This is a genomic window from Arthrobacter sp. 05N428_2, assembly GCF_056397065.1.
The window spans coordinates 113,295-132,030 of record NZ_JBFTMR010000004.1 but is presented as its reverse complement, the minus strand read 5'-3'; the positions used below and the strand labels follow the sequence as shown (position 1 = coordinate 132,030).

At 63.0% G+C, this 18,736-nt stretch carries 9 protein-coding genes and 6 pseudogenes; 7 read left to right on the top strand and 8 right to left on the bottom strand.

The window, feature by feature from the left end:
- Window positions 1-122: 122 nt before the first annotated feature.
- From AC1DGI_RS05445 to AC1DGI_RS05430, 4 genes are read left to right on the top strand one after another with little or no spacing between them, the layout of a single operon-like run.
- A complete protein-coding gene (locus AC1DGI_RS05445; RefSeq protein WP_476898031.1) occupies window positions 123-893 on the top strand; it encodes a glycosyltransferase family 2 protein in 771 nt (256 codons plus the stop codon).
- Window positions 894-895: 2 nt separating this feature from the next.
- The gene (locus AC1DGI_RS05440; RefSeq protein ID WP_476898030.1) at window positions 896-1,321 is read left to right on the top strand and encodes a DUF2304 domain-containing protein; all 426 of its coding nucleotides are present in this window, start codon (window positions 896-898) and stop codon (window positions 1,319-1,321) included.
- The gene (locus tag AC1DGI_RS05435) at window positions 1,311-2,207 is read left to right on the top strand and encodes a glycosyltransferase family 2 protein (protein ID WP_476898029.1); all 897 of its coding nucleotides are present in this window, start codon (window positions 1,311-1,313) and stop codon (window positions 2,205-2,207) included. The genes AC1DGI_RS05440 and AC1DGI_RS05435 overlap by 11 nt, the downstream gene beginning before the upstream one ends.
- Before the next feature lie 8 nt (window positions 2,208-2,215).
- On the top strand, window positions 2,216-3,649 hold the full coding sequence (locus tag AC1DGI_RS05430) for a lipopolysaccharide biosynthesis protein (RefSeq protein WP_476898028.1): 1,434 nt from the start codon (window positions 2,216-2,218) through the stop codon (window positions 3,647-3,649).
- A gap of 130 nt (window positions 3,650-3,779) precedes the next feature.
- Here AC1DGI_RS05430 and AC1DGI_RS05425 read toward each other — a convergent pair.
- The 6 genes and pseudogenes from AC1DGI_RS05425 to AC1DGI_RS05400 all read right to left on the bottom strand — a co-directional run.
- Window positions 3,780-4,262: pseudogene (locus AC1DGI_RS05425) on the bottom strand (transposase); the annotation flags it as partial.
- Window positions 4,263-4,329: 67 nt separating this feature from the next.
- Window positions 4,330-5,082 (bottom strand): LGFP repeat-containing protein, encoded by a 753-nt coding sequence (locus AC1DGI_RS05420; RefSeq protein ID WP_476898027.1) that lies wholly within the window; start codon window positions 5,080-5,082, stop codon window positions 4,330-4,332.
- 84 nt (window positions 5,083-5,166) lie between these two features.
- Window positions 5,167-5,310 (bottom strand): annotated as a pseudogene (locus tag AC1DGI_RS05415) (LGFP repeat-containing protein); the annotation flags it as partial.
- A gap of 85 nt (window positions 5,311-5,395) precedes the next feature.
- Window positions 5,396-6,184: pseudogene (locus tag AC1DGI_RS05410) on the bottom strand (GH25 family lysozyme); the annotation flags it as partial.
- Window positions 6,185-7,139: 955 nt separating this feature from the next.
- Complete coding sequence (locus tag AC1DGI_RS05405) at window positions 7,140-9,239, bottom strand: polysaccharide deacetylase family protein (RefSeq protein WP_476898026.1); 2,100 nt, start codon at window positions 9,237-9,239, stop codon at window positions 7,140-7,142.
- A 752-nt stretch (window positions 9,240-9,991) separates the two neighbouring features.
- Complete coding sequence (locus AC1DGI_RS05400; protein ID WP_476898025.1) at window positions 9,992-11,452, bottom strand: polysaccharide deacetylase family protein; 1,461 nt, start codon at window positions 11,450-11,452, stop codon at window positions 9,992-9,994.
- 423 nt (window positions 11,453-11,875) lie between these two features.
- Here AC1DGI_RS05400 and AC1DGI_RS05395 point away from each other — a divergent pair.
- Together AC1DGI_RS05395 and AC1DGI_RS05390 are read left to right on the top strand one after the other, a co-directional pair.
- A pseudogene (locus AC1DGI_RS05395) lies at window positions 11,876-12,760 on the top strand (CpaF family protein); the annotation flags it as partial.
- Between the two features lie 35 nt (window positions 12,761-12,795).
- Window positions 12,796-14,493 (top strand): recombinase family protein, encoded by a 1,698-nt coding sequence (locus AC1DGI_RS05390; protein ID WP_476898024.1) that lies wholly within the window; start codon window positions 12,796-12,798, stop codon window positions 14,491-14,493.
- A gap of 165 nt (window positions 14,494-14,658) precedes the next feature.
- Here AC1DGI_RS05390 and AC1DGI_RS05385 read toward each other — a convergent pair.
- Window positions 14,659-14,805, bottom strand: a pseudogene (locus AC1DGI_RS05385) (helix-turn-helix domain-containing protein); the annotation flags it as partial.
- 15 nt (window positions 14,806-14,820) lie between these two features.
- Window positions 14,821-15,027, bottom strand: a pseudogene (locus AC1DGI_RS05380) (recombinase family protein); the annotation flags it as partial.
- Between the two features lie 559 nt (window positions 15,028-15,586).
- On the opposite strand from AC1DGI_RS05380, the gene AC1DGI_RS05375 reads away from it, so the two are divergent.
- Window positions 15,587-18,655 (top strand): RHS repeat domain-containing protein, encoded by a 3,069-nt coding sequence (locus AC1DGI_RS05375; RefSeq protein ID WP_476898023.1) that lies wholly within the window; start codon window positions 15,587-15,589, stop codon window positions 18,653-18,655.
- Window positions 18,656-18,736 lie beyond the last annotated feature (81 nt).

Sequence of the window (18,736 nt, the reverse complement as noted above, 5' to 3'; positions counted from 1 at the left end):
AGAATGCCAATCGAACGCTTCAAGTATGCCTTGTTTCGAGTTGGTATCCCGGTCCAGGGCCCCGTGGACGCGGGTGTTCCCTGCAACTGTGGGTCAGTCGGCTGTTGATATAGTGAAGCATCATGGGCAACTCAACGACTTCCGGCGTTCTGATTATCATGCCAGCTTGGAACGAGGCTGAGGCGATCGGAGACACCATCCGCGAGGTCCTGCGCACCGTGCATCACGACGTTCTGGTTGTCGATGATGGTTCGAAGGACAACACGGCGCGTGTAGCGCACGAGGCCGGGGCGACTGTCGTTAAGCTGCCGTTCAACCTCGGCGTTGGCGGCGCCATGCGCACCGGGTTCAAGTACGCCATCCGCCACGGTTACAAGGCGGCAATCCAAGTGGACTCGGACGGGCAGCACGATCCCCTCGACATCGACCGGGTTCTGGCGGGCCTGGAAGTTGCCGATATCTCCATCGGCGCACGCTTCGCCGGTCGCGGCACCTACGATGCGAAGGGTCCCCGGCGTTGGGCGATGTCCGTACTCGCCAAGGTAATCTCCCGGGTGGCCCGCACTGAGTTGACCGATGTGACCTCCGGCTTCCGTGCCGCTAATGAACGCGCCTTGCGCCAGTACATCGACCATTTTCCCGCCGAATACCTCGGTGATACCATCGACTCTCTGGTTGTCGCGATCAAGTCAGGGTGCCGGGTAACGCAGGTACCGGTCGAAATGAAGGTCCGTCAAGCAGGCACCCCGAGTACTGGCCCGCTGAAGTCGGCCGTATATCTTGCTCGCTCCGGGCTTGTCCTGTGCTTCGCCCTCGCGCGGCGTAAGACGCCGACTCCCGATTCCGTTCATACACCCGAATTGGGTTCCATCGCAGGCGAAGGCAGTATCTAAACATGAGCGTTGCGTCTGCACTGATTATCGCCATCGTCATGGTCCTGGTCGTTCTTCAAATGTTGCGGCAGGGCAAGCTCCGGGAAAAATATACGGTCCTCTGGCTCGTCGTCGGCGGCCTAACCATCGTCCTGGGTGTCTTCCCGCAGCTGCTGGACTGGGCGGCCTCCCTAGTTGGCATACACGTGCCAGCAAATCTGCTCTTCGCCCTCGCCATCGTCTTGCTGGTGGGTGTCAGCTTGCATGTCTCTCGGGAATTGACCATCCTCGAAGACGAGACCCGGATCCTAGCCGAAGAGGTTGCCATTCTCCGCGCATCGGTGGAGGCGCTCCACTTTGCTGGGGAATTGCCCGCTGCCGTATCACCAATCGACGAACAGACGGCCGTTCCAGGCCAACCCACACGGAAAGAAACTAATGACCATTGATGTAATGCTGCCGTACTACGGTGACGTGGCCATGATGAAGGCGGCGGTTGAGTCGATTCTCGCTCAAGACGACCGTGATTTCCGGTTGACAATAGTCGACGACGGTTATCCCGACGAATCCCTCCCGGCCTACTTCGCATCTTTGACAGACCGCGACGACCGCGTCCGCTACCTGCGTAACGAGGTCAACCTGGGCGCCAACGGAAACTACCGCAAGTGCCTGGGACTCATTGAGCACGACTACACGGTCATCATGGGTGCGGACGACGTTATGCTCCCGAATTACATCGGAACCATTCGCAAGGGATTCCGGAATCCTGATGTGGACATTGTGCAGCCGGGGGTCGAGGTCATCGACGAAAACGGCGTCGTCTACGAACCGCTCGGCGACAAGGTCAAGGATTTCCTGCGACGTCGCCTTGTCGGCGAGAGCACGGAGGCGGTCGTCGCGGGGGAGCCTGTAGCCAAGAGTCTCATCACGGGAGACTGGCTTTACTTCCCGTCCGTGGCGTGGCGTTCAACCGCTATCAAGCAGCACAGCTTCCGTGAGCAGTACAACGTTGTCCAGGACCTGGCCCTAGCCATGGACATCATCATGGAAGGCGGAAGATTGATGGTCTCTGACACCGTTTGCTTCCAGTACCGCCGCCACCGCGAGTCAGACTCCTCCGTGCGAGCACTCGACGGCCGCCGCTTTGCCGAAGAACGTGCTTTCTTTGACGAGTGTGTCCGAGACTTCAAGAAACTCGGCTGGGACGACGCAGCCAACGCAGCACGGCTGCACATTTCATCCAGGCTCCATGCTGTGACGCTTGCACCGAAAGTCGTCCAGAAGCGCATGTGGCCGGGACTGCGTAAGCTCGCTGCTCACGTCGTCCGACTTTAGGACAACCGATGGTCGCCGAGCGCACTGCGGAGGTCAAGGACAGTAGCGCCGGGGCCGGTTCGGCGATCCTCTACCTCGCAGGATCCGTCGTGCAGGGCCTAGGCCTGCTCCTGATCCAGCCTTTCGCAATCCGGTTGCTCAGCCCCGTCGAATGGGGACTTGTCTCGACCTCAGTAGTGGCGATCCAAGTGGTGGTGGTTCTCATCTCTGCCGGATTGCCCCTGGCGATCACCAGGCTGTGGTTTGACCCTTCCGACGGCCAGCGCAGGGCCAGAGCGATGTATGGTTTCCTGGGCGGGGGTGCCGCTATGTTGGGCACCCTTATGGCGGCGGTCGTTGCCTTCGTCTCGCTGACGACTGGCGCCTCGGTTGCTTGGCCGGCCGTCATGGCGATGGTCTCCATAGGTCTCTTGGGTTCCGTTCTCGGAGCCCAGGCAGTGCTCCGAGCCCAGAACCGCCCCCTCGCCTTCGTTGCGCTGAGCCTGGTTTCTTCCGTGGTCGCTAACTTGGCTGGTCTCGGGGCCATTCTGCTGACGACCGCCAGCGCCGCCGCCTATCTTGTGGCCTACACTGCTGCGGTTGCCGCTGCAGCGGGGATGTCGGTCCTGATGGTCAGGCCGAAGGCTCCATGGCGGGTGCAACACGCCTTGAGGGAATCGGTGGGCATCGCGGTGCCTTTGCTTCCCCACACCGGCGCACTGATGCTGCTCACCCAGGGCGCCGTCCTTCTCCTGGCGGTCCTGGCAGGCGCGGCTCCCGCAGGCCAGTACGGCGCCGTGCTGATCTTTGCCCTGGGGCCGCTGACCCTCTTGAACGCGCTCAACAATGCCTGGGCCACGCGACTTATGGAGGCCTCGCCCGCCAAATTGCCAACGCTGTTGAGGTCGGTAGCCGTAGAGGCCTTACTGGCGTCCGCCGGGATCGGAATTCTCGCATCCGCGGCAGCGACCGCTGGGGGATTCATTCTCACTCAGGCGCCCGAGCATCTAGGGCCGGTAGCAAGAGTCTTGCCCTTGGCCTCCAGCGGCTACGCTCTTTTCCTCGTGGCAACCAACGTTGTGTACATCCTTAAGCGGACCCGGATCATGGCCTATGTGACGCCGCTTGTCCTGGTGCTGATGGCCGCCGTTGCGGTCCCGTTCGCGCTGAATGGAGACCTGATCGTGGTCGCCGCCATCCAAGCCGGAGGCTTCGTCCTCCTCGGCCTCGCCTACTGGCTTGTGGTTAGGAAGTCTACGCGAGACGCCTGGCCAATCCGCCTCTTTCTAGTGCTGCTGGCTGTACACCTTACGACGGCGATCCTCCTGGGCCTGCTCCCCGCCACCTTCCTTGCAGGCGTTGCCGAAATCGCAGTTACCGGCCTCCTGCTCGCTGCTGCAGGATACCTAAGGGTTAAGAGCCGTCAGGGAGTCAGTCCCGGCGCCGGGTCATCCGGGGACTGACCGCCTCTCTACGGGTTGGCGACGAACCCTGGCACTTTCGGATAGGGCACCCGACCGACAAAATCCGGCGGCCGCGAACCGCTGTCCTTGCCGTCCAAAACGGCCAGCCGGTCCCTGGCAGGGAAGGCGCAAGGGGCATGTTTTGCCACTCGGTCATCTTCCCGACGACTTTCTCAGTGATCCGCGAAATGGTGTCTTTCGAGACACTGGCGCCGAACACATCGGCGAAGTGCGCTGCGATCTCTCCGGTCGTGTGGCCCTTCGCGCTCAGCGACAACACAATCTCGTCGACGCCCGTCAGCCGCCGCTACGGTTTCCTGATGATCTGTGGGTCGAACGACGATCCGGTGTCCCGCGGCACGTCAATCTCCACCGGCCCGGTCTCAGTCATGACGGTCTTGGTGCGGGTGCCGTTGCGGGTGTTCCCGCTCCCGCGGCCGGACACGTCGTGCTTGCCATAGCCGAGGTCCTCGTCCATCTCCGCCTCCAGCGCGGTCTCCAGAACATTCTTCGTCAACCGGTTCAACAGACCGCCCGGGCCGACAAGCCCGATGCCTCAATCGCTGGCCAGGAGCTGCTGCGGCAACTCTCGCTGATCCAATTCAGCCGCCATGGGATCCACACGGTCGCTCATGATCAGTCTTCCCCGCCAGGCAACGCCCGGCGTGTTGTTTCGGGGGTTAGTTGAGGTAGGCGCCGCGGGTGGGGGTCCATGTGATTTTTCCGTTTTGGTAGGTCTGGGTGCAGTTGTCGGCTGCGGGGGTGCAGGTTTGTGGTCCGGTGGGGTAGCCGAGGCGTCCGGTTTCGTAGCCGTTGGTGGCCCAGAGGGTGCGGATGGGGCCGTTGGGGCTGAGTTGGGCGCCGGTGGTGGGGGACCAGATGATGGCGCCGCCTTGGTAGTTCTGGTAGCAGCCGCCGTTGGTGAGTCCGCAGGTGACGGGGCTGGTGGGGTAGGCGAGGGTTCCGGTTTCGTAGCGGTTGGCGGCCCAGGCGGTGCGGATGGGGCCGTTGGGGCTGAGTTGGGCGCCTATGGCGGGGGACCAGATGATGGCGCCGCCTTGGAAGTTTTGGTAGCAGCCGCCGTTGACGAGTCCGCAGGTTTCGGGGCCGGTGGGGTAGGCCAGTGTGCCGTTTTCGGCGCCGCTGGCGCGGTAAAGGGCGCGGATCCCGCCTGGGCTGCTGACCTGGGCGCCGGTGGCGGCGGCCCAGAGGATTTCGCCTTTCTGGTAGGCCTGGTAGCAGCCGKYGTCGCGGAKGCCGCAGATYASGGMGCTGGTGGGGTAGCCGAGGGGGCCGTTCTCGTAGCCGGAGGAGGCCCATGCGGTGCGGAAGTTGCCGTAAAGGCTTAGTTGCGCGCCGGAGGCCGGGGACCAAATGATGGCACCGTTTTGGTAGAGCTGGTAGCAGCCGCCATCGCGCAGGCCGCAGGTCACGGAGCCGGTGGGGTAGCCGAGCGGGCCGGATTCGAAGCCCGATTTGGCCCAGGCATCGCGGATGGGGCCGTTGGGGCTGATCTGGGCGCCGGTGGCGGGGGAGAGGATGATTGCGCCGGTTTCGAAGCCTTGGTAGCAGCCGCCGTCTTTGAGTCCGCAGAGCTTGCCGCTGGTGGGGTAGSCGAGGGYGCTGTTTTCTGCKCCGGCCTGSCGGTAGRCGGTGCGGATGGGTCCTTCCTCGGAGAGTTGGGCGCCGGTGCCAGGCGTCCCGGACCGGTCCGTACAAGCTGGGCTGCGCGCCCGTGTTCGAGGACCAGATCACGGCACCGTTCTGGAACAGCTGATAACAGCCCCCATCCCGCAACCCGCACGTGATTTCCGACGTCTTAGACCCCAACGCCGCCGTCGCAGAGGCCGTTGCGGCGATCGCATTAAGGGCGGTCGGGGGTATTCCCGCGTTTGCGAATGCGGTCAAGTCCGCAGTGCTCCCGTTCCAGACGTTCTGGTCTCCGGCAAATTGCCCGGAATCGGCGTACTGCCAGATGCTGTAAGTTGGCCAGCTGGCTGGTATGGGTCCGGCGTCGTTCGAGGCTGAACTCGGGTAGGAAGCTAGCCACAGCGGGTTGTCGCCAAAGCCGAGAGGGTTTCCGACGCAATCGTTCCACCAGTAGTTGCCCGTATAAATGACAGGCAACCGTCCCGTTAGGGCCTGCATGGTGTTGCTAAAGTCCCGCGCCCAGGCCGCAAGCGCACCCGGCGACATGTCGTAGCAACTGTTCCCCTGGTAGAACCCGTTGATGGTTTTGCCTGCATACGGATTGCCTTCGAAGTCCAACACCGGCGGCATGGTGTATCCGTCGGCGGACCATCCTCCGCCGCTTGCCACGAAGATCCGTGCCTGGTCTGCGCCTGATGATGCCGCCGGATTTGCGTAGTGGTAGGCACCGCGGATCAGGCCTGCATCCCGGGCCCCCGCATACTGGGCGCCGAATATCGGATTCGCGTAGTAGTTCCCCTCGGTCGCTTTGATGTAGGCGAATCGTGCCCCCAAGATCCGCTGCTGCTGCCAGTTAACACCCGGCTGATGTTCGCTGACATCCATGCCCAGAACGCCGAACGTGGGAGCCCACGTGCTTTGTGTTGTCAGCGTTTTGCCGTTTGTCGTCGCGATCGCCAGGCCTTGTCCCATTTCCGCCCCGCCCCCAGCCGTGGCCGACGCCATTGCTGCGCGGTAGTCCGCTGGTGCGGGTACAGAGGGCGACGGGGAAACTGAAACGCTCGGGGAAGTGGGTGCCGCGGCCGTCGCCGGTGGGAGTGCGGCGCTCGGGGACAGGGACGGGGAAGGGGAAGATGTCCTGGTCGGGGAAGCGGAGGCACTCGGTGAGGGCTCAACGGCATTTGCCGGAGCAGTAAGACCTGGGCCTGCAAGGAGGGCAACGGATAGTAGCGCAACCCCGACCAGGCCGAGGAGACTACTGTTGGGTGGAAGAAGGGTCCGCTTCATTTGCCGCTCCGGAACAACTACACGACTATGGCCGTGTCATGGTGGTCTCCCGCCCGGGACGGAGCTGTGCAAGCTGTCCCGGATGCGAGAATGTCTGACTTATCGCGCCCACCGTAGCACCGGCATACGTCTCAAACCAGAGTTGCGGATGTTACGGATGTGAACATTGTTGTAACGAAAGTCCCTGGAATTCGTTCTGGCGCATCCGGCCGGTTCCTGGCAGGTGCGGACGTGTCCTTCGTACTAATCCAAGTTGGACGGCCCGATGTGAGGCACCCCGTTGTGTTTGGGGCACCGTAAAAGAAGCTGTGCGCATTGTCGATGACGAGGATCGTGGGCAACTCCGCCGTATCGGACTGTACTCATTGAAGGCCGGACTCGTGGTGGCAGACTGATGGGGGTCTAGCATCTCGTGAAGGAGACCAGGAGCGCCTCTGGCGTGACGCGCCCGGGGCATTCGAGGCTGACCCCAGAGATCTGTCCCCATTTGCATGCAGTTTCGCCCGCCGCAGTGGCTCACTGCGGCGGGCGAAAGAGCTTTGGGGTCAGTTATCTACTTGTAGCTGATCACGGTCCCCGAGGCCGCGGTCCAGCTGATTCTGCCGCCCACGTAGTCCTGGTAAGTCACATTGCCTACGACATACTCGTTGCTAGTCGGATACCCGAGCCGGCCGTTCTCGTAGCCCTGCGAGGCCCAGGCCACACGGATGCCGCCACGCGAGATTTGGGCCCCTGTGGCAGCGGACCAAATGATGGCGCCTCCTTGGAAATTCTGATAGGTGCCGGCGTTGACCAGCCCCGAGACGATATCGGACGTCGGGTAGGCCAAGGCTCCCCGCTCGTATCCTTGTGCGGCCCACGCGTTTCTGATGACGCCCATGGAAATGTGTGGCCCGGTAGCCGGCGCCCAGAGGATCGCTCCATTCTGGAACATTTGGTAAGCCCCTCCGTTGATGAGGCCTCCGATCTGGTCGGTTGTCGGGTAGCCCAGAATTCCATTTTGGAATCCGTACTGGCCCCACTTGTCGCGGACGGCTCCGTACGAGACATGGGCGCCTGTTGTGGAGGAGGAAATCATTGCGCCGTTTTGGAACGTCTGATAATAGCCACCCCCAACGAGGCCGCCCACCGTGTCACTCGTTGGGTAGCCAAAGTAGCCGCGCTCATAACCATAGGCGGCCCACAAGGCACGGATGTCACCCATGGAGGTATGGGCGCCCGTCGCCGCCGACCACAAAATGGCGCCGTTGGTGAAGAGCTGATAGCAGCCGCCACTAACTAGACCACACACAATTGACCCCGATGCCAATCCAATGGCCTGCACAGCCGCGGCCTTCGCCGCAATCGCCGCCGCCGCGTTCTGATCGATGACCCCGGAGTCAAGGAGGGAGTAGTCGTCCGTAACAAGCGTTCCAAGGTTGGTGAGAGTCAATGCCATTGACATGGCTGTGGCGCCCGCGGGCACCGGCGGGGACGTCCAACTGGTCTGGGTGAATGTGGCTGCGGGCAGGACAAACGGGCTGGACGTCCAATAGTGCCAGGCGCCCTGACCTATCCGATAGTAAAGCTCGAACTGGGTCTTTGCCGTAGAAGTGTACCAAGCGGACATCGTGTAGCTGTGGCCAGCCGTTACACTCGGGGCGCACTGACCGGTGTCCAGGGGTGGCAGCACTTTGGCGTCGCCATTCGTGTAGGCGGACATGACCACCTGGGTGGCGGCAGTACCGGTGTGGGCCGTGGCCACGGTGCTGCTCGTGTAGGTGTTGGCGCCGTACGATCCTGGAACCCAGCAGTACGGGGGGCTGCCGGCCACAGCGCCCGCCGTCTCAAATCCGGGGTTGCGGAGCAAGTTTCCTGAAGTGATAGGTGCAGGCGGCGGGGGCCCATTGGCAGCCAACGGCTTGACCGCCCCACCCATGGCCTGATCGACGGTTTTAACAACGACCCGACCTGCGGCCTGCTCGGCCGCCAGGAAATCGATCAGGGCGTTGAAATCTGCCGTTGGTATGCTCAGCGGTTCACCGGCGGCATTGATGTGGTGGAAGGTGTACTGCATCCAACCCCCGCCGGGCTCCGCCTTGAGGGTCAGGTCCTTCATGTTTTGCAGGGTCCACGTGCTGTCGATTTGGTCGGGGGCCTTGGTCAGGAAGGCGTCCGCCGGCGGGAGTGTCTCGGCCAGCGGGCTGCCTGCGGAGCCGGGTATTTGACTTGCGATGTCGCCCAGACCACGCGCGCTGTTGTAGCCGCATGCTGCCACAATGCCCTCTAGTGCGGGGCTTGATGCGGCGAACGGATAAGCGAAACTGGTGATGCGGAATCCCAGCGCGGTAAGGGCCCTGCGGTCATTACAGATTTGGCGTTGTTCCTCAGCGGTGTCGGCCAAGGTCAAATCCGGATGGGTGACGGTGTGGCCGGCAATCTCGTTGCCGGCTGTTTGAAGCGCCAGCGCCTGGGCGGTGTTCATGTAGACAGGGTCGGAGTTGAGGAAGCCGGACGGGATGTAAAAGGTTCCCTTCAGCCCCTTGGAGTTCATATACGCCGCGGCGGCCAGCTGGTCGACGTGAGAATCATCGAAGGTCAATGACACGATGACGGGGGAAGCGGCGCTGGCAGGCTGGGCCAGAACGGCCGAATTGAAGAGGGCTGCCAGCAAGATCGCCGTCGTACCCATAGCTGCCGCGGTGGCACCGCGGCGTTGACGTTTCTGCAAAGGATGGCCTCGCCCAAGGCGTGAGACCCCTGTCCACCAAGATTGCATTGCAGGTCCAATCGTCGCGCCTGCGACAAGACTGGTGGACTCTTTCGCGCCCCTTCGTGTGTCTCTCCCATCGCACGGCTACAGACTCACCAGTACTCATCACGGGCATATATTTATTGTTCGTTAGCAGCGGTCGCGACCATGGAGCAGACCGGCTCACGTCGGCGATCCCATCCCAGCACCCGCTGATGAGCGTCACGCTACGGTTGCCTTGGGACAGGGGCAACGGTAGCCACCACTTGGTTTTACTACTTGGTTACAGCACTTGGTACCAGCGGAACCAAGTAGGCGGGGCGTGGCATTGGGAGCCCCGTGAACTTGTCGCGCTGGCAGCCGGACTAGCTCGTAGGCTTGGCCCAGGTTCGTGAGGTGATGCCTCCCGTGGATTCGACTCCGTGGGCCGCGTCGACTTCAACCCCGTGGAGGGCTTCGGACGAACTGAAGCCCGCGCTAGACACCCCTCGATCTGGGACGCGGCTCGAAGAGTCAGATTAAATCCTCTGGGCAGGTGGCGGTTGAAACCCTGTGCGGCGAGCCCGGCGCAAGGAAAGGGGCAGAAGCCAATGGAGTTGGCTTCTGCCCCTTTCATTTGCACTTGGGCAAAGACAGTCTTTGAGGGCCGCGCGCCTGCTGCGAACCTTCGAAGGTCAGGGGCCCTGGGCCGTGAGGCTGTAGTCGTCCGTTACGAGCGTTCCCGGGCTGCTCAGCGTCAACGCCATAGACATCGCCGTGGCGCCCGCAGGAACCGGCGGGGATGTCCAACTGGTCTGGGTGTAGGTAGCGGAGGGAAGGACGAACGGGCTGGACGTCCAATAGTGCCAAGCTCCCTGACCTATCCGGTAATACAGCTCAAACTGGGTTTGTGCCGTCGAGGTGTACCAGGCCGACATTGTGTAGCTGCGACCAGGTGTGACGGTGGGGGTGCACTGCCCGGTGTCAAGCGGTGGCAGCACTTTGGCATCGCCATTTGTGTAGGCGGTCATGACCACTTGGGTGGCGGCATGGCCGGTATGCGCAGCCGTCACCGTGCTACTCGTGTACGTATTGGTCCCGTAGGATCCTGGCACCCAGCAGTCCGGGGGGCCGCCCGCTACGGAGCCTGCCGTCTCAAATCCGGGGTTGCGGATCAGGTTACCCGAAGTGATCGGCGCCGGCGGAGTCGGTCCATTGGCAGCCGGAGGCTTGACCGGGCCGCCGATCACCTGGTCCACGGTTTTCACCTCGACCCGACCAGCGGCCTGCTCGGCCGCCAGGAAATCAATCAGGGCGTTGAAATCTGCGGTGGGGACGCTGAGCGACTCACCCGCGACACCGATGTGGTGGAACGAATACTGCATCCAGCCGCCACCGGGCTCGGCCTTCAGGGTCAGATCCTTGAGGTTCTGCAGTGTCCACGTGTTGTCGACCTGGTCTGGTGCCTGAGTCAGGTAGGGGTCCGCGGGCGGGATGGTCTCGGCCAGGGGGAGGCCAGCGGAGGCCGGGTCCTGACTTGCGATGTCGCCTAGACCACGCGCGCTGTTGTAGCCGCATGCGGCCACAATGGCCTCGAGTCCAGGGCTCGACGCCGCAAATGGATAGGCGAAGCTAGTGATGCGGAATCCCAGCGACGTCAAGGTGTTGCGGTCGTTGCAGAGTTGACGCTGTTGTTCACCGCTGTCGGCCAAGGTCAAATCGGGGTGGGTGATCGTGTGTCCCGCGATCTCGTTGCCGGCTGTTTGAAGTGCCAACGCCTGGGCGGTGTTCATGTAGGCGGGGTCGGAATTGAGGAAGCCGGACGGGATATAAAACGTTCCGTGCAGGCCCTTGGAGTTCATATACGCCGCGGCGGCCACCTGGTCGACGTGGGAGTCATCGAAGGTCAGCGACACGACGACGGGCCCGGCAGCGCGGGCAGGCGGGGCCAGAACGGCCGAGTTGAAGAATGTAGCCAGCAGAAGTGCCGCTGTACCCATGGTTGCCGCAGCAGCCCCGCGGTTGTGGCGTTTCTGCATGGGATGGTCCCGACCAAAGCGTGAGACCCCAGAGCGTAGTGTTTGCATCCCAAATCCAATCGTCGCGCCTGCGACTTGACTGGTGAGCTCTTTCGTGCGGTTTCCTGTGTTCTTCATATCGCACAGCTACCGAGATTCCGGTCCTCACCACAGGCATGGAGTTATCGGCCTTCAGAAGTGGTCCCGAGAGTTGGTGGCAGACCGGTTCCGGTTTGCATCCCAGTCGGACTACTGCCGATGGGCGCCACGCTACGGTTGGGTTACGAAGGTGTCAACGGTAAGCACCACTTGGTTCCACCACTCGATTTCACGCCTCGGCTCCGCCTGACCCAAGTAGTGGGGGTGGACAGAAGGAGCTTTCTGGCTTGTCCTGCTCGTGGCCAGAGTAGCTGCCGTTACCTGTGGGGCAATTGTTAGGGCGGCCGGCGCGGTTTATCCACATGGGCCCTCCCGGCCCCTTGCCCAGCCACCCGTGCACCCTTAGCTTTAATCCAAGTTGCACTGCCCCAGGGGAGGGGTAGCGGTCATGTTGGGGGCACCGTGGAAGCTGTGCGCATCGTCGAAGACGAGGTCCGTGAGCTGATCCGTCGTCGAGGGCTCGACCCGTTGCGCCAGGCCGGCGAGGTCCGGCGCCTCGTGGACGAGGCGATCAGCGACTACGACGAGCGCGCGTTGCTGGCGCCACTGCCTCCCATCGGCTCCCTCGATACCGCCCGCCGGTTCGTCTTTGACGCGGTTGCGGGCTTTGGTCCGTTGCAGCCACTGCTGGATGACCCCGCGATCGAGGAGATCTGGCTCAACGCGCCCGATGAGATTTTCGTCGCGCGCAACGGAGAATCGGAATTGACATCCGTCGCCTTATCCGAGCAACAGGTCCGCGACCTCGTGGAACGCATGCTCAAGAGTTCGGGCCGACGGCTGGACCTTTCTTCCCCGTTCGTCGATGCAGCACTTGCGGACGGCTCGCGATTGCATGTCGTCATCCCGGACGTCACGCGCCGCCACTGGGCAATCAACATCCGCAAATTCGTGGTCAAGGCCGCCCGGTTGGAACATCTTGTGGAGCTGGGAACGCTCACCCCGCAGTCGGCCCGGTTCCTCGGGGCGGCGGTCGCCAGTGGGCTGAATATCCTCGTCTCCGGGGCCACCCAGGCAGGCAAAACCACCATGCTCAATTGCCTCGCCGCCAGCATCGGCAGCCGCGAGCGGGTGGTCACGGTGGAGGAAATCTTCGAGCTCCAATTCCCGCTCCGCGACGTCGTGGGGTTGCAGTGCCGGCAACCCAACCTTGAGGGGGAAGGCGAAATCCCGCTCCGCCGCCTCGTGAAGGAGGCGCTTCGGATGCGGCCGGACCGGCTCGTTGTCGGCGAAGTCAGGGAAGCCGAAAGCCTGGACATGCTGATCGCCTTAAATTCAGGCCTGCCGGAAATATGACAGAGACCGTGCACTATTATCTGTAGGTGACCAAGCGCGCTTTCATTTACACCCGCATATCGCAAGATCGAGCACTGGAGGGGCTAGGCGTTCAGCGTCAGGAGGACGCTTGCCGAAACTACGCCGCTCTACACGGCATGACCGTGGTCGAGGTTTTTAGCGACAACTCAGTCTCCGCGTTCAGCGGAGCTGTGAGGCCTTCCTATGAGGCTATGCTCTCCCAACTGCGAGACCGAAAGGTCGACGCTGTTATCTGCTGGAGGATGGACCGCCTTCACAGGCGGCCCATCGAGCTAGAAGAATACGCGGAGATTTGTAAGGGCACCCGGACCTCCGGCCCAATCCTGACCTACGCCGTGACGGCGGGCGGTGAGATAGACCTCTCCACCGCCGATGGACTACTTCGCGCCGGGATCATGGGGCAGGTGGCTAGATTTGAGTCCGCGACCAAGCGTGACAGAGCGCAGGCCAAATCTGCTCAGCTCGCAGCGGACGGCCGCTGGACGGGAGGCAGGCGGCCGTTTGGGTGGGACATAGTTGGTGGACGTCTTACATTGAACGAGCGAGAAGCGGCCGCCCTAGCGGCGGCGCATGCAGACGTACTAGGGGGAAGGTCGCTCGGTTCCATCATCGCGCAATGGAACTCGGAGGGATGGGACGGTAAGCCCCTGCTTACTACAGCATCCAAAGCTTGGGGCTACGCCCAACTTCGACAGGTGCTCCTGCGCCCGCGCAATGCGGGCCTATATGAGTTCCAGGGAGAAATCCTGAGCCGGGACAAGATACCCCCGGTTGTCACTGAAGCAGTCTGGCGCGCTGTTGTAGCCGTGCTCGAAGCGCCGGAAAGGCGGCGCTCGCAGACGAACAAGGCCGTTCACCTTCTGTCAGGGATTGCACAGTGCCACTGCGGAGAGCCGGTGCGATCCGCGACTGTCTACAGCCGTGCTCTCGACCCCGAAACCGGGAGGAAGAGGAAGCACACGGTCTACCGATGCCCCGCGAAGGGGAATGGGCACGTAGGCAAGAGGGAAGAGTTTGTCGATGCGGCCGTTGAACTCTGGGTGTTCCGACACATCGCGCAATCGTACCGGGCCCAACCGGAGAGCCCAGAGGACAGGGCGGAGCGGGATGCGATCAGCCTTCAACTGGAAACGCTCGCAGTGAGGGAGCGGCAGGCAGGAGGACTACTAGCTTCTGGCGACCTGACGGTCGGCCAGATGCGGGAGTTCAATGACTCGGTCCGGAGGGACCGTGAGCGGTTGGAGGGCCGGCTGACCGAGCTTGGTTTCCACCAGAGCGAGGGACTCGACCCCTTGGAAAAAATGGATCGTGAGTGGTTTACAACCGAACAACGGTTCAACGCGTGGCTGGCCTTGTCCATCGATGACCGTCGCGATTACATCCGTTCAAGGTTTCACATCGTGCTCTACCCCCACGCCGTGGGATCGGCTCGTAATTTTGATCCTGACACTGTGTCTGTGCACGTCAAGAAGCCCGGCGAGTCCCGTCACATTCTGGACGGACCGGAGATCGGGGGGATGGGCCGGGTGACCCTCGGCCCAGACTCGGCCCATTGGCTTCAGGAGTTCCGCAAGAACCGCTTCGGTTCAACCTACGACCGTTCTCGTCGGATCAACGAAGAGTTTGCCGGATTAGCGGAGACCGATCCAACCTTCGCGGCCATTCGCGAGGACATACTGAACCGAAGGAAGACTAAGCCGTAGCCGCCTCCCGGCTTTGGGCACCCGATGGGGCGCCCTGAACAGCCGGTCCCGGCCCCTAGAGCGCCCCAACACGTTCCGGGCGGGAATTGTACGGTCGCCTACATTCAAGCCCTCCTGGGCCGCCGGGCCGGGAAGCGCGGCTCACTACGGAAGGTTCTAGTTCCCGGCCCGCAGGGCTTCGATGCGCCGATAGAGCGTCGCCCGGGACATCCCCAGGTCCCGCGCCACCTGGGCCGCTGGCTGGCCAGACTCAACAAGGCGTGCGGCGTTCTTGATCTGGCTGTTTGTGAACTGGGCTTTGCGTCCACCCAAGTCCTTGCCTGCTGCCCGTCGCTTGCTTACGCTGTCGGTGATCCGCTCCCGTTTGATCTCCAGTTCCATTTGCCCCAGCGCGGCCATGACGGTAAACACCATGCCGCCCATTGGCGTGCTGGTGTCCACGTCTCCGCCGCCCAAGTTCAGCACACGGAGCCCCACCCCCTTGCCCTTGAGGTCGTCGGCCAGCGCCAGCATGTTTATGGTGGAGCGCCCCAAGCGGTCCAACTGTCATTTTCAGCAGTCGTCTGCACTGAATGTCAGAAGTGTTCTGCGCTAGGGGTTGAGAGGCCCTTCCGGGTGTCGGGAGGAGTCAATCGCCGCGCAGCCGCGCACTGCCCCGATCAGGAGACGGCGGGGTCGCCGGTGAAGCAGGACGGCCGGGTTTTTCACTGGTTTGGAAAAATTCTGGGGTTCGTGTATTGCAATTTGAGAGTGTTGTCGCTGATGATCATCCTGTGCTCACTGGGGAGCGCAAGGATGCTCACTGGGGAGCACATCATATTGGGGGCGCAGCATGGCTGCTTTACGGTCTCTTCTGTCAGGTCTTGTTCTTTCCGCCGTGGTTCTCAGCGGTGTGACTGTGCCGGCGGGCGCGGCCGTTGCCGCACCGGCGACGGTGAAGCCGCCGGGCCGCGCACCGTCCTCGTTAGAGCATCGAGCCCCTTTCCGGACGGGCCAGACGGCCGCGTTACCCGCTCTGGGGATGTCGCCGATGGTGCTGCCACCGGCCTCCGGGCCAGATGCGAGTAAGTCGGGTAACCGGTCCGCGGCATCGATGGTTACCCGGCACCTCACGGACCGGACGACTGTCTCGTGGAACCCGACGAACGGCAACGTGGTTCTGGCCGGTCAGTTGCTGCACGTCAAAGGCGCCGGAGTGGACCTTGGCATCGGCTGGCGGTACAACTCGTTCAACGACGCCAGGCCCACACTGTCGGTGGGAACCGCGGAATCTGCTGTCACGGTCGGCACCGATAACTCGGTCACCTACATCGCCCCGGACGGCGGCGCTTACAAGTTCGTTCCCGCAGGAGCCGGGGCGTGGACGATGCCCCGCGGCCTGAATGCGACCATCACCACGTTCTCCTCGACGGCGGTGACGATCCGCTTCAACGACACCGGCTTCAGCAACGAATACCAGCTCGCCGGCTCGACGTTCCGGCTCGCATACCAGAATGATCAGAACCCGACGGCGCCGAACAGGATCACCTACACCTACAACGCCGCCGGGCGGCTCACCACGATCAACGACACCATCGGCGGCCGGCCGGTCACCTTCTCCTACAACGATGCGAACAACCCGGAGCAGCCCTCGCAGATCCACGATGATGCGTTGTCCCGGGACATCTATTTCGAGTATTTCGGGCCGGGCGGTGCGATGTCCGAGATCAGCGACGCCGCCGGGGAGGTCATGTCCTTCGGCTACGGGGCCCCGAGTAACCGGCTCACCACCGTCACCGACGACGCCGGTACCGTCACCACCCTGGGCTATGACAGCACCTCGGAAAAACTCACGCAGGCGACCTACGCCACCGGCAAGCCGGTCCAGAGCATCTACGGCTACAGCTACCCGTCCGCAACCGTCTCGAAGGGGACGGATCCGCTGAACCACGCCACGAGCTATGAGTACAACTCTTCGGGCCAGGTCACGAAGATCAGCGACGCGCTCGGCCACACCACCCAAGGGACCTTCGACGCCCACGACAACCGGCTCACCTCGTTGAACGGGCTGGGCAATTCCACGACCTACGCGTACAACGCGAACAACTCCCTGACGAAGGTCACCAACCCCGCCGGCGGGGCCGCCGGGGCCGAAACGACGTTCGCGTATCCGTCCAACACCGGGAACCCGCTCTCGAACTACCAGCCCACCTCCTCGGTGAACAGTGAGAACCAGACCACCGGGTACAGCTACGACGCCAACACCAACAACCGGTCGATGACCACCACCCCCGGGGCAGGAGGAGGCGCCGGCGGGACACCGAAACTGAACTACCAGGGCGACGCAGCCGGGTCCAGCTGCGGGGCGAAGAAGGGACAGGTCTGTAAGTCCACCGACGGCAACGGCAACGTCACCAGCTACACCTACGGCGCCCTGGGCATGCCGACCAAAATCACCTACCCGGCCCCGCTGGGGGCTGTGACGAACGTGTACGACGACGCCTCCCGGCTCATCACCTCCACCGACGGCAAGGGCCAGGTCACCCAGTACGACTACGACGACAATGACCGGCTCATCCAGATCGACAAGGGCGTCAACTGCGCCAGCAAGTGCGTCTCCTACGCCTACGACACCCGCGGGAACCTGACCCGGAGCCAGGACGATACCGGGAACACCGACTTCACCTACGACGCGCAGAACCGTCCCAAGTCCAAAACCACCGGCGGGGTCACGACCACGGTCACCTATGATGCGGCGTCGAACGTCACCGGCTTCACCGACCCGGGCGGGACCGTGACCTACGGCTATGACGCAGCGAACCGGCTCGTCACCCTGGCCGAACCCGGCGGGTCTTGCCCGGCCACACCCGTGTTTCCGAACAGCACCCGGTGCACCGGTTTCGGCTACGACAACGCTGACCGCCGCGCCACGACCAGCTACCCCAACGGGGTGAAGAACACCACCGTCTACGACGGGGCCGGCAGGACTACGTCCATCACCGCGACCACCACCGGTGGCACGGTCCTGACCAAACGGGCCTACACCTTTACCGCTAACGGCACCAAGGACGGGGCACTGCGCAAAACCGTCACCGACCAGGCAGGCGCTGTCACTACCTACGGCTACGACCCGGTCAACCGGCTCACCTCCGCTATCACCGGGGCCACGACCGAGACCTGGGCCTACGACAAGAACGGCAACCGGACCCTGGACACCAAGACCGGCACCGGCAACGTCTACAACGCCTACAACGCCGCCGACCAGCTCTGCTGGTCCGGAGCCAGCGCCGGCACCTGCGCCGCACCACCGTCCGGGGCGACCACGTACGCCTACGACTCCAACGGCAACACCACCGCCGCCGGGGCCACCACGCAGGCCTACAACGTCTTCGACCAGTTCACCTCCAACACCAGCGGCGGAGTGACGGCCAACTACACCTACAGCGGGCCGCGGAACGATGAACGCCTCACCGCCGGAGCCACCGCGTTCCTCAACGGCTCCCTCGGCATCAGCCGCCAAACCACGGCCGGCGCCAGCACCTCGTTTATCCGGGACCCGGGCGGTACCCTCATCAGCATGCGCACCAGCACCGGGGCCAGCTACTACTACACGATGGACGGGCTCGGCTCGACCATCCTGCTCACCGACAGCGCACAGGCCCCGGCTGYGACCTACGCCTACGACTCCTGGGGCCAAACCACCAGCACCGGCGCCCAGGCAGCCACCAACCCCTGGACCTACGCCGGCGGCTACAACGACACCGCCAGCAACCGCATCAAATTCGGCGCCCGCTACTACAACCCCTACCGCGGCCGCTTCACGCAACCCGACCCCTCCGGACAGGAAGCCAACAGGTACCTTTACGCAGGCTGTAACCCCATCAACGCAACAGATTCCACCGGACTCGCGTCCGAGGGCGGCACCATATTCGGCGCAGTGGTCGGTGCGCTCGTGGGGGCTACTTTTGGCATCATTGTCGGTGTGGCCGTCACACCGTTCACCTCACCTTTGGGTGGGATCGCAATAGGGACGGCGGTGGGAGGTTGCACAACTGCTGCCGTTGGCGTTGGTTCAGCGAACGCCTTTGACGGATCAAGCACCTCTGCATCCAGTATCGGCGCGAGTTGCCTGGGCGGTCTCACCGCTGGGTTGGGCCCGATCATTCGAAACGCGATTACCTGAAACAAGGCTGATCCGTGAACGATTCCGCTGCACTGAAAGGTACGAGATGCCCCGAGCCCAAGGACTTCGCAAGTTAGCTGC